The sequence below is a fragment of the Haloarcula sp. JP-Z28 genome (assembly GCF_011440255.1).
GTDB classification, from domain to species: domain Archaea; phylum Halobacteriota; class Halobacteria; order Halobacteriales; family Haloarculaceae; genus Haloarcula; species Haloarcula marismortui.
Genome location: NZ_JAAOHT010000025.1, coordinates 1 through 10,563 on the forward strand (window position 1 = coordinate 1; position 10,563 = coordinate 10,563).

Annotated in this window: 10 protein-coding genes; 5 read left to right on the top strand and 5 right to left on the bottom strand. The window is 63.0% G+C overall.

Annotation, left to right across the window (positions count from 1 at the left end):
- Window positions 1-161: nucleoside hydrolase (locus tag G9463_RS11085; protein WP_193569598.1), on the bottom strand; the 161-nt coding region annotated here is incomplete at its 3' end.
- 357 nt (window positions 162-518) lie between these two features.
- Between G9463_RS11085 and G9463_RS11090 the strand changes: the two genes are divergently transcribed.
- Complete coding sequence (locus G9463_RS11090; RefSeq protein WP_165896735.1) at window positions 519-3,971, top strand: CehA/McbA family metallohydrolase; 3,453 nt, start codon at window positions 519-521, stop codon at window positions 3,969-3,971.
- A 3-nt stretch (window positions 3,972-3,974) separates the two neighbouring features.
- On the top strand, window positions 3,975-4,691 hold the full coding sequence (locus G9463_RS11095; RefSeq protein ID WP_127013782.1) for a hypothetical protein: 717 nt from the start codon (window positions 3,975-3,977) through the stop codon (window positions 4,689-4,691).
- Between the two features lie 84 nt (window positions 4,692-4,775).
- On the opposite strand, the gene G9463_RS11100 is transcribed toward G9463_RS11095, so the two are convergent.
- Window positions 4,776-4,970, bottom strand: coding sequence for a XapX domain-containing protein (locus G9463_RS11100; protein WP_004518274.1), 195 nt, complete (start codon window positions 4,968-4,970; stop codon window positions 4,776-4,778).
- Between the two features lie 466 nt (window positions 4,971-5,436).
- On the opposite strand from G9463_RS11100, the gene G9463_RS11105 reads away from it, so the two are divergent.
- Window positions 5,437-6,477 carry a zinc-binding dehydrogenase gene (locus G9463_RS11105; RefSeq protein ID WP_004964888.1) on the top strand — a complete coding sequence of 347 codons (1,041 nt, stop codon included), beginning with the start codon at window positions 5,437-5,439 and terminating at the stop codon, window positions 6,475-6,477.
- Between the two features lie 21 nt (window positions 6,478-6,498).
- On the opposite strand, the gene G9463_RS11110 is transcribed toward G9463_RS11105, so the two are convergent.
- Together G9463_RS11110 and G9463_RS11115 are read right to left on the bottom strand one after the other, a co-directional pair.
- Window positions 6,499-7,710: a cation:proton antiporter gene (locus tag G9463_RS11110; protein WP_165896736.1), complete on the bottom strand. Its 1,212-nt coding sequence runs from the start codon at window positions 7,708-7,710 to the stop codon at window positions 6,499-6,501.
- A gap of 34 nt (window positions 7,711-7,744) precedes the next feature.
- Window positions 7,745-8,233, bottom strand: coding sequence for a cation:proton antiporter regulatory subunit (locus G9463_RS11115; protein ID WP_004964894.1), 489 nt, complete (start codon window positions 8,231-8,233; stop codon window positions 7,745-7,747).
- 170 nt (window positions 8,234-8,403) lie between these two features.
- Between G9463_RS11115 and G9463_RS11120 the strand changes: the two genes are divergently transcribed.
- Both G9463_RS11120 and G9463_RS11125 read left to right on the top strand, forming a co-directional pair.
- A complete protein-coding gene (locus tag G9463_RS11120) occupies window positions 8,404-9,177 on the top strand; it encodes a CbiX/SirB N-terminal domain-containing protein (RefSeq protein ID WP_007189681.1) in 774 nt (257 codons plus the stop codon).
- Window positions 9,178-9,253: 76 nt separating this feature from the next.
- Window positions 9,254-9,721: a DUF2062 domain-containing protein gene (locus G9463_RS11125; RefSeq protein ID WP_165896737.1), complete on the top strand. Its 468-nt coding sequence runs from the start codon at window positions 9,254-9,256 to the stop codon at window positions 9,719-9,721.
- 22 nt (window positions 9,722-9,743) lie between these two features.
- Here the strand turns inward: G9463_RS11125 and G9463_RS11130 are convergent, their stop codons facing one another.
- Window positions 9,744-10,508, bottom strand: coding sequence for a cobalt-precorrin-7 (C(5))-methyltransferase (locus G9463_RS11130; protein ID WP_165896738.1), 765 nt, complete (start codon window positions 10,506-10,508; stop codon window positions 9,744-9,746).
- Between the last annotated feature and the right edge of the window lie 55 nt (window positions 10,509-10,563).

The window sequence follows — 10,563 nt, forward strand, 5'->3', positions numbered from 1 at the left end:
CCCAGTATCGCGTGGGCGTTTCGCGTCGTGTTCTCGATAGTCGTGTTCCCGCAGACAGTCGAGAGACCGACAACATCGATTGCATCGTGACCGAGCGCCATCGCCAGCATGACCGCGTCGTCGCAGCCAGGGTCCGTATCAAAGAAGACTTTGCGTGACATACCTCCGAAATTCCGCCCATCGGGTCTTAAAGGCTGGTACGTACCGGATGTAACACGGAAGCACCGCTGTAGACAGACCTGTGGACGATCTGTCGGGCCATCGTCGCTACCACAATCGGTGTGTCGGAATGTGTGGCCGACAGATCAGGTGTGTCCGTCAACGCCGTCTTATACTGGCCAGGCGGTGTAATAGCAGGGGACAGCAAAGAGTAGGTCCATCCCCAGAGTCGAAATCCGAGCCACGGTTCGAAGGGACGAGGCGAAGTTGGTCGTTCATTACAGACAACAGTCAGTATCCGGAAATAGTACGTCTATCACAAATTTTAACTATATAGTCATAATACTGTACGGGAAGTGATGAACAGAAATCACATACGACCAGTACTACTCAGCGTACTACTCGTTCTGTCGGTTGTCAGCACCGGCTTCCTTGGAAGTGCCGCTGCTGTACCGAGCGAGCAAAACGAGTTGGTAACGGCGAATAGCCAGACAGCGACACAGACAGCCGCAGCTGGTGGGGCGACCTGTCAGCTTGACAGTAGCTGTCCAGTGCCTGATAATTCGGTCGATCTCAACAACAGTGGGGCCGGGGTCGACGTGTTGATCGACGGGAGTCATCAGGGCTCGACGTTCACGAAGTTCGCAAACCGACTCAGCGAACGCGGGTACGACGTCGACACGAAACGGTCGACGACCGGCGGGCTGACCTCGTGGAACAGTTCGGCCGCGAACGGGCTGTCGGACTACGACGTGGTCGTTATTCCCGTCCCTCAGACGGCCTATAGCGAGGCCGAACAGGATGCGATCGACGAATACGTCAGAAACGGCGGCAGCCTGTTCGTCGTCGGGGATTGGACCTCACCGCTACAGGGTCACGCCGGCAAGCTCAACGACATCACCAACCCGTACGGACTCCACTTCAACGGCGAGAGCGACAAGTGGCTCCGGAACATTCAGGACCCGACCAACAAGACAGTCGAAGACTACGAGTGGCGAGTTGTGCTCCACAACACGGGCCAGCATCCGATAATGAACAACGTGGACACCGTGGAGTACGACGGCGTCAGTCTCAACGTGACCGACACGGACAACGGGACGCAGGCCCCGTTGCTGTACGGTGACAGCGATACCTACGAGTACACTTACTCCACGACAGAGAAGGAGTACCCCCGTGGCGAGCGCATCGTTGGTGCGGCCGCGACGTGGGATATCGGTGACAACGGCCGCGTCGTCGCCTTCGGCAGTCAGAAGTCGCTCACGACGTATCTCACCGACGAGTGGCAGGCCGAACACCAGCAAACCGATACGCGGCCGTTCCTCTTCCGGACGGTGAAGTGGCTGGCCTCGTCGGGCCACGTCGAGCGACCGGACAAGCCGGTCGCCGTCACCGGCGAGCGAGTCAAGGGCGGCGAGACGCCAGCAAACGAGACGATTGTGCTGAAAAACAGCGAAGTTGCCGCCGCCATCGGTACCGAGACGAACGGACCCTTCGGCACGCTGCCGGGCGGTATCTACGACGCCAACGCGTACGGGCTGACGACCGACCAGATCGGTGTCGCCGAGTTCGCGTTCAACAACTTCGGGACGTGGCCCGTCTACGAGTCCTTCGAGCGCCAGAACGCAACCGGGCCAAACGGCGCGGCAGTCGTCACCGCGACTGGCCACGTCAGCACGAATCCGAACGTCTCGATTACGACGACGTACACGCTGCCAGCCAACTCCAGCCACATCTGGATCAACACCACGATGGAAAACGGCGGCGACCAGCGCCTCCCGATCAACGATTCCGAGCGCCTCCAGAGCGGGGCCGCACTGAGTTCCGAGGGGCAGTCGACCTGGCTCCCTGGCTCGGGAACGATCGAAGAGACGCGCTCGCCACCAGTGAGTGCCGACACGCTCGACCAGCCCTGGGCCGCGCTCACCGGTGACCGCGTGAGCTACGGTGTCTGGGGCGGGAACGGCTCATTTACCTCGTACACGGGGTCCACAACCTGGGTTGACCCGTGGCTCGAACACCGCCTCGACCCCGGCGAAACGCGGTCAGCGGAGTTCGCTTTCTTCGTCGGCGAAGATGGGTCAAGTAGCGCGACCAGCGAGTACTACAACAAGCAGCAGGGAACCGAGACAGGGACGGTGACCGGCAGCATCGAGAGTACGGACAACGAGTCCGTCTCACAGGCTACAGTCACCGCCTCGAAGGACGACCGTGCGTTCACCTACACCGTCGGCTCGGAGACCGGAACGTACGAACTCGAACTCCCCGCCGGCGAGTACACGCTGACGGCCGATGCCAGCGGGTTCGCAGCATCAGAGCCCAAGTCCGTCACCGTCAGCGGCGGCGAAACGACAACCGCCGACTTCGACTCGCTAGAAGGACCGGCTCCCGTCAACGTCACCGCAACGATAGACGACGAGGGCGAGGTCAGCCCCGCCGATGCCCGGATTACGGTGCTCGACGGCGGCACCGCGGTCCAGACCGTCTACACCCGGACGACGCCGGCCGGCACGGCCTCGTTCCAGCTCCCGCCCGGTAACTACACCTTGGTGTTCAACCACGGGACGGGCTACATCGCCGAGCCGGTCGAGAAGAACATCTCGGTGACGCCCGGCGAATCGGTCAGCGTCAACGCGACGTTCACCGAGGAACTCGACCCAAGCGAACGCAACTGGGTCGGCATCGACCCCCACGCCCACAGCAGCGTCAGCTTCGACGGCAAGACGCCCATCGACAACTTCGTCGCCATTCAGAAATCGGCGGGCGTTGACGCAGTGTTCATCTCCGACCACAACGCCATCGGCGGCTGGGGGTCGATGCAGTCACAGGCACAGGAGCGCGACATCATGTTCGTCCGGAGTGAGGAGATCACCACGGGCGACCTCGGGCACTTCAACCCCTATCCGCTGCACGGCGAGGAGATGATTGATTCCGACAGGACCCTCGTGGAGTTCATCGAGGAGTCCCGCAGCCGACACAACGCGACGGTGTTCCAGATCAACCATCCGGGTGACCGCTTCGTCAGCCTCGACAGCGCGCCCGGACAGCACGAGGAGTACCTCCCGATGGTCGACGCCATCGAGGCGTACAACGGCCCGTACGGCGAGTCCGACGCCGCGAGCGTGCAGGGGCTGTTCACCCTCTGGAACAACGGCTACGACATCACCGCGACCGGGGTCAGCGACGACCACTGTTCGCAGTGCTTCCCGGCGAAATACGGGAGCGCCCGCACCCGGGCATACGTCGAGGGGACCGTCACGCCTGACAAGTGGGCCCAGTCAGTGAAAGACGGGCACACGTACGCGACGTACGGTCCGGCCGTCGAGTTCACCGTCGAGGACAGGATGCCTGGCGAGACCGTGAACACGACCGCCGGGTCGTCCGTAGAGGCGTCCGCAACGGTCCGGAACCTCGACGAACTGGCCTACGCCGAGGTCATTCGGAACGGCACGACCGTTTCGAACGTCACGCTCGACGGCACGAACGACACCATGAGCACCGACGTTGATATCGACGGGAACGCGTGGGTCGCCTTCCGTGTCGTCGACGAAGACGGCGACCGAGCGCTGACTAGCCCAGTCTGGATTTCGGCCGGTCAGCAAGCCGAATCCGGGACTGACGGCAACGGCGAGTCCGGCGGAGCCACGGCGACTGCCGCGCCAGACACCGAGGGCGAGTCAGCAGCAACGGCGGTGGATGACACTGCAACCGCGGAGTCAGAGACGACCGCCGCGTCCGGACCCGGGTTCACCGCCGTCGTCACGCTGCTTGCACTCATCGGTGCAGCGCTGCTCGCAACGCGGCGGAGGACCTGAGCCATGCGGGACACCAGCCAGCGACGGAGTCGGCGTGGGTTCCTCGGAACCCTCGCGCTGGCTGCGGTGACCAGCGCCGGCTGTAGCAGCCTCGGCGGTACACAGAACGGCCAGCCGGGCGAGACCGGAGCTGGCGGCTCGGCGGCAACGTCCGAGACAAGTGAAACGCCCGCACAGGCAGGCGATGGGGCACACCACGACGAGGCGCACGGCCACACGCACACAGACGGCGGTCACGACCACGGCGATGGACACAGCCACGACGGTAGTGACGACGAAGCCGATATCGCTGCCGACACCGAACTCGCCGCGTTCGAATCCCACCTGCGCGAGTGGTTCGTCGATATTGACTCCCTCGCCGTCGAAGACAGTCGCATCAGGCTGACCTACGTCACGAAGAGCACGCGCAGCCACGAACTCGCGGCCGGCATCGAGACGGTCGTCGTCTCGTTCATCCAGGCGTACACGGACGACTGGGGGGTCGAAGGCCTCGACGCGGAGGTAATCGAGCCGTCCGGCGACGTGATGGGCTACTGGCGAACCGAATCGCGGTGGGTCGAACCGGTCGCCGAGGGCCACGAGACGCGGACCGCGCTGCTCGAACGGACGCTCGACACGTACCACGGCCGCCGCACGCGCGACCACGACCACGCTGAAACCGACCACAGCGGGACCGAAAGCACTCACCAGCACAACGGAACCGAGCACGCAGACCACTGACGGCAGCGGTGTAGTCACTGCCGTCACCGTCGTTCTGAGAACGGGAGAGAGTACGATTCGGTTCGAAAAACGCCGTGTCGTTGCTCAGACTTTCAGCAACGACAGCAGGCTGACGCCGACATCGAAGTACTCGATGAGGCGATAGCCGACGAGGATTCCGAGGATTCCCATGACACCGGCGAGGTTCGGCGGGGCCGGAATGGGAACATCCAGCAGTCCGAACACGACGCCGGTAGCGACGCCGGTCATCGTCGCGACGATGACGAGTGAGAGATTCATCGGTCGGTCACCACTGCTCTACAGCGAGGACCCACGCAATCGGGTGTCGAAGCGCCCCAAAAGCGGCCGACGGGTGTGTTTGAAATGTGTGCCATTGGTGGCATATAGAACGGATTCGAGCGGTAAGTATGCTCCTCATCAGGCCAGCAATGGTTGGGAGTAGCACACACCAACCGCAGATAGGTCTGTAATACCAAGAAGTATATCCAGCTATCCGAATAAGGTATTTTCGAGAGATACATACTCATTTTCTAGGTTTGTCTCTAGTATATCTAGCCACGTAGAGAGTGAAAAGCGGTAAGAGCGGTTTCACTGTAGACACTTATCCCATTATGTATGCAAATAATCTTGAAGTAGAAGGCTATAGGGATATATACGCACAGGCTGAATACCGCCAGAGGAGCAACCACGCTCAGTATCGTCCGGGAGGCTGGCGTTTATAACCAAGCCACGGGAAGTGATGACGATGCAAGCCGTTCAGTTCGACAGTCACGGCGACCGTGATGTGCTTGAGTATGGCGAGTTTCCCGACCCCGAACCGGGCCGCGATGAGGTGGTCATCGACGTGAAGGCGGCCGCGCTGAACCACCTCGACATCTGGACGCGGCGCGGGCTCCCCGGCATCGACCTCGAGATGCCACACATTCCGGGCAGTGACGCCGCGGGTGTTGTCGACGAGGTCGGCGACGGTGTCTCGCGGTTCGAACCGGGCGACCGGGTGGCCGTCCTCGCCGGCAAGAGCGGCGGCGGCGACGAGTTCAGTCGCAAGGGTGACCAGACACTCGCGCCGGACTTCCACATCATCGGCGAGCACGTCCGGGGTGTCCACAGCGAGTACGCCGCCGTGCCGGCGGAGAATCTCACCCCAGTCCCCGAGGGCGTCGACTGGGAGACAGCCGCCGCATCGCCGCTGGTGTTCCAGACCGCCTGGCGGATGCTGCGCGACCGCGGCGACCTGAAGGCCGGCGAGTCGGTACTGGTGCTCGGTGCGTCCGGCGGTGTGGGCCACGCCGCCGTCCAGATTGCCGACCACGCCGGCGCTGAGGTGTTCGCGACCGCCAGCAGCCAGGAGAAACTCGATTACGCCAAAGAACTGGGTGCGGACCATACAATCAACTACGAGGAGACGGACTTCGCGGGCGAGATTCGGGACCTGACCGACGGCCGCGGCGTCGACATGGTCGTCGACCACATCGGCGCACAGACCTGGCAGGACTCGCTCAAGAGCCTCGTCAAGGGCGGCCGGGTCGTCACCTGCGGGGCGACGACTGGCGGCAACCCGGAAACGGACATCAACCGCATCTTCTGGAATCAGTTGCAGGTCATCGGCTCGACGATGGCCACCCCAGGGCAGGCTGATGAAGTGCTGGATCTGGTCTGGCAGGGTGAGATGGAGCCGCGAGTCCGCGAGACGCTGCCGATGAGCGAAATCGCCCGGGCACACGAGATAATCGAGGACCGCGAAGGCTTCGGGAAGGTCGTGGTCGTTCCCGACAGCGAACTGTAGGTCCGCCCTTCGTTTTTGTCGTTACTCCGCTCCGAACCGAGCCGTCGCGAACGCCTCGAAGGGAGCCGAGTACTGCATCAGCATTGTGCCGAGAATACTCATGAGAAGGACGTATGCGACGGTAAACGAGTAGACGGCGTTTGCCAACTCGGTCGACAGTGACGTGCCTGCCCCGGTCAGGGCAACGGCGGCGATAATCAGGGAGAACTCACCACGAGTGACCATCCCGAGGCCGACACGCATTGACCGGCGCGGGGTGAGGGCGTACGCACGGCCACTCAGATAGCCCGACAGGATTTTTGTCGGTGTCGTGACGACGATAGCGGCGACGACGAGCCCTGCGACGCCGGCGAACAGTCGCGGGTCGGTCTCGACGCCGATCCAGAAGAAAAACACCGCCGCAAACGTGTCGCGGAGGGGCTCCAGCAGTCGTTCTAGCTTGTGCGTGTGAGTGGTCGGGGCGAAGGCCATCCCGATGAAGAACGCGGCGACGGCCTCGCTAACGCCGATGGCGAGGGCAAGTCCGGAGATGAAAACCGTGATACCGACGGCTCGCACCACAGTAAACTCGTTCGAGGTCGTCTGTAAGGCCCGCTCAAACCATGGCGTCCCGTAACGGGCCAGCAGCAGGAGCGCGACGATGAATGAGAGCGCGACGCCGACAGAGGTCGCGGCGGCCCCGAGGTCGGACCCACCGGTGACGAGCGCGGCGGCGATTGTGAGATACACCGCGATGAACAGGTCCTCGAACACGAGCGTCCCGAGCATTGGGTTGGCCTCGTCGTTGGCGATCCAGCCGAGGTCGATAAGCGACTTCGTGATGATAGCTGACGAGGAGATGTAAACGATGCCGGCGACCAGAAAGGCCGCAAGCGGGTCCCGAAACAGCGCGAACCCGAGCACGAGCCCGACACCGAAGTTGATGCCGAGGTCGATAGTCCCCGCTCTGGTGATGCGCTCCCAGCTGTCCAGCAGCCGGTCCAGATTGAACTCCAAGCCAAGGAAAAACAGCAGAAAGACGATACCGAGCTCCGCGCCGAGTTCGATAAACTCCGAGGATTCGACGACCGGAAGACCGTAGCCAGCGACGGCAACCTGCCCCGCGACAGACGGCGACAGTACCATCCCGATGACAATGTACAACGGGATCACCGACTTGTTCAGCCACACCGCGACGAGCGTAGCGGCTGCAACGGCGGCGAACAACACACCGATGCCGAGCAGGTCAGCCACGACAGCAGCCCCCCAGCGACTCGGTTCTGACCATCTACAGGTCCCCGGCCAAGAGCTTCTCAAATGACTCGCAGTTGTCGCGTTCGCCGATAACCACAACAGTGTCGCCGTCCTCGATTTCGACGGTCGACGTGGGGCCGGGAATGACATCGTCGCCGCGCTGTATCGCGACAACGGTGACGCCGGTTCGCTGGCCGACGTTAGCACCGGCCAGTGTCTCGCCGACCAGTGGCGAGTCCGCCTCGACCGCGTACCACTCGAGCAGCGTCCCTTCCGACAGCATCGTCTCGACGTGGCTGGATTCGACCGGCTGGAAGTACGCGCCTTCGAGTATCGTGCCGACCAGTCGGGCCATCCGGTCCGAGAGTTCGAGGAGTTTCTCGGAGTCGGCGTCCGCGCTCTCTTTCAGGTACAGTTCGCGAGTGCCCGTGTTGTGGGTCACGACGACCAGTTGCTGTCCACCGCCGATGTTTACCTCGTGTTTCTTTCCGACGCCGGGCAGGTCACTCTCGGTCACGTCCATACGCCGGGATTGCGTTCGACTGCGTATAAGCCTCTGTGCCCGGACCTCAGTTAGCGGGTCGCCGGCACCCGATAGGCGGGACCCAAAGGTATTAGTGGGTTCCTGCCAACGTTCAGGCAAGCCAACTTTCGCTAAAACAACTCAGCTTGTTTTAGCGTTGGGAGCTACCAATGCCACACGACACACTCCTGCTCATCGGTCGGGACACGTCACGCGCTACGCCCTTCGAGACACACGCTCGCCGCCTGCGCGAGCGCGGCGTAGCAACCGACGTGACGGTGCTGACCTACGACCACGAACCCCGTCGGGAGTTACGCGACGAACTGGTAGCCATCGATGCCGACCGCGTGTTCGCGCTGCCGATGACCGTCGCGCACGACCACTCAACAGTCACAGACGTGCCGGCGGCACTCGACGAAATCGACGCTGAAACGCACTACTGTGAACCAGTCGGTCGCAGCCCGCTACTGACCGAAGCGATCCGTGACCGTGCCGCCGCTGCGGTCCCGGAAGCCGCTGACTCCTCCGTCGCGCTCGTCGCCTTCGGCTCCAGCGGCAAACCGTATCAGCGGCAGGTGACGGAGTACCACGCCGAGCGCCTGCGCGAGCGCTCGGCCTTCGGCGAGGTCGAACCGTGCTATCTGCTCCAGAACCCGGCTGTCGAATGTGTCAGGTACAACCTCGCCCACGACCACGCTGTCGCCGTGCCGCTCTTTCTCGCGCCAACCGACGCGACCGAGTCACAGATCCCCGCCAAACTCGACCTCGATAGAGGCGGGCTCGCCTACACCGACACACTGGGTGACCACCCGCTCGTCACCGAGGCCGTCGCGACCGCCGTCGAGACGGCGCGGACGATGGCCGACACACGCACACCGCAGACCTTCGAGGCGACGCTGGCCGCAACAAACCGGCCGATGGCGACCGACGGCGAGGGTGATTAGGGCTGTCGCAGCGGCAGAACCGCGGACTCAGAACGAGAGGAAGCGATTTGTACCCACGGTACGTTCTGGCACATAGATGGTTCGCCGACGAGTAGCGCAGACGCGGGATCAGGTCAAAGAGAAGCTGGTGGCTGCGCTGATAGAAGACCACTCGCCGCGAGAAGTCGCGATGAGCTTCAGCGTCGGCGTGTTCCTCACCGCACTACCGACGCTTGGCACCGGCTTTATCGCCTTCCTCGTCCTCGCGTACCTGTTCAAACAGCTCAGCAAGGTCGCGCTGTTCGCGTCCGTCCTGATACTCAATCCGCCGGTCAAGTGGGGCGTGTACGCGTCGAGCTTCTGGCTCGGTAACCAGATTCTAGGGCCAGTGCCCGGCCTGTCGTTTGACGGTGTCTCTGTCTCGATGGGTAGCGACGTGCTGGTCCGACTATGGACAGGAAACGTCATTCTGGCCGTGATGTTCGCGGCTGTCGGGTACGTACTCGCGTTCCGGTTGATCAACGAGTACAGACGGCGACAGGCTGGGTCGGCTGCGGTCAGCTAATAGCGACTGTCGCAGTACGACCTCACTCCCGCCGCACGACAAACACCGAAAGATCCGAGAACCGTGTGTCGTCCTTGCTGTTGCCGCCAGCATCTTGCGCAAGGTCGCCGAGCGTCGTTGCGGTCCGAGCCTCGTCATCGTGGGTGAGCCGCTCGTAGACCAGCGCCGGTAGCTCGGGGTCGCTGCCGGCATCCAACAGTTCGGCTGCGATGTCTTCGGGCATCAGGTCGAAGGGGCGTGGCAGCACGAGCAGGTGTCGGTCGCCCGCATCGTTCCGAAGCCGGTCGAGATCGGATGAGAGGTCGCCGCTCTTGTGCAGCGTGACAAATGTCGTGTCCTCCATCGGCGTCCGAGCACGGCTGGCAGCGATCTGGAGCGAGGAGATGCCCGGCACGATACGAACCGGACGGTCGACGGCACGCTGGACCTTCCCCACGAACTGGTAGCCAGAGTGGTTCGGGTCGCCCATCGCGACCGCAGTCCCGCGCTCGCCGCCGGCCACGCGCTCGGCAAAGGCGTCCAGCGTGTCGAGTTCGTCCCGGTAACCACAGGTCAGGAGGTCCGCATCGGTCCGGTCGGCGACGAACTCGACGACTGTCTCGAAGCCGACGACAACGTCAGCCTCGCGGATCGCCTCCTCGCCGCGCGGCGTCAGGAAATCGAGGTTGCCCGGGCCGATGCCGACGGCGTGGACCGGCCGGTCGGCGTCGGGGTCCTCGGGCGCGCTCGCCGCAATATCGGCTGGGTCCGGTCCCGAATCGAGGTCGTAGTCGTCGTTCTCAGTCATCTATGGAGACCACTCCATCGCGGCTCACGGGTCGTTTCTCCCCGCTCACTCGTCC

What these genes read in the sequence shown, in the direction of transcription:
- G9463_RS11100 (WP_004518274.1), bottom strand. Translation starts at nt 4,970, where the DNA reads ATGAATCTCTCACTCGTCATCGTCGCGACGATGACCGGCGTCGCTACC.
- G9463_RS11090 (WP_165896735.1), top strand. Translation starts at nt 519, where the DNA reads ATGAACAGAAATCACATACGACCAGTACTACTCAGCGTACTACTCGTT.
- G9463_RS11120 (WP_007189681.1), top strand. Translation starts at nt 8,404, where the DNA reads ATGCCACACGACACACTCCTGCTCATCGGTCGGGACACGTCACGCGCT.
- G9463_RS11115 (WP_004964894.1), bottom strand. Translation starts at nt 8,233, where the DNA reads ATGGACGTGACCGAGAGTGACCTGCCCGGCGTCGGAAAGAAACACGAG.
- G9463_RS11095 (WP_127013782.1), top strand. Translation starts at nt 3,975, where the DNA reads ATGCGGGACACCAGCCAGCGACGGAGTCGGCGTGGGTTCCTCGGAACC.
- G9463_RS11130 (WP_165896738.1), bottom strand. Translation starts at nt 10,508, where the DNA reads ATGACTGAGAACGACGACTACGACCTCGATTCGGGACCGGACCCAGCC.
- G9463_RS11105 (WP_004964888.1), top strand. Translation starts at nt 5,437, where the DNA reads ATGCAAGCCGTTCAGTTCGACAGTCACGGCGACCGTGATGTGCTTGAG.
- G9463_RS11125 (WP_165896737.1), top strand. Translation starts at nt 9,254, where the DNA reads ATGGTTCGCCGACGAGTAGCGCAGACGCGGGATCAGGTCAAAGAGAAG.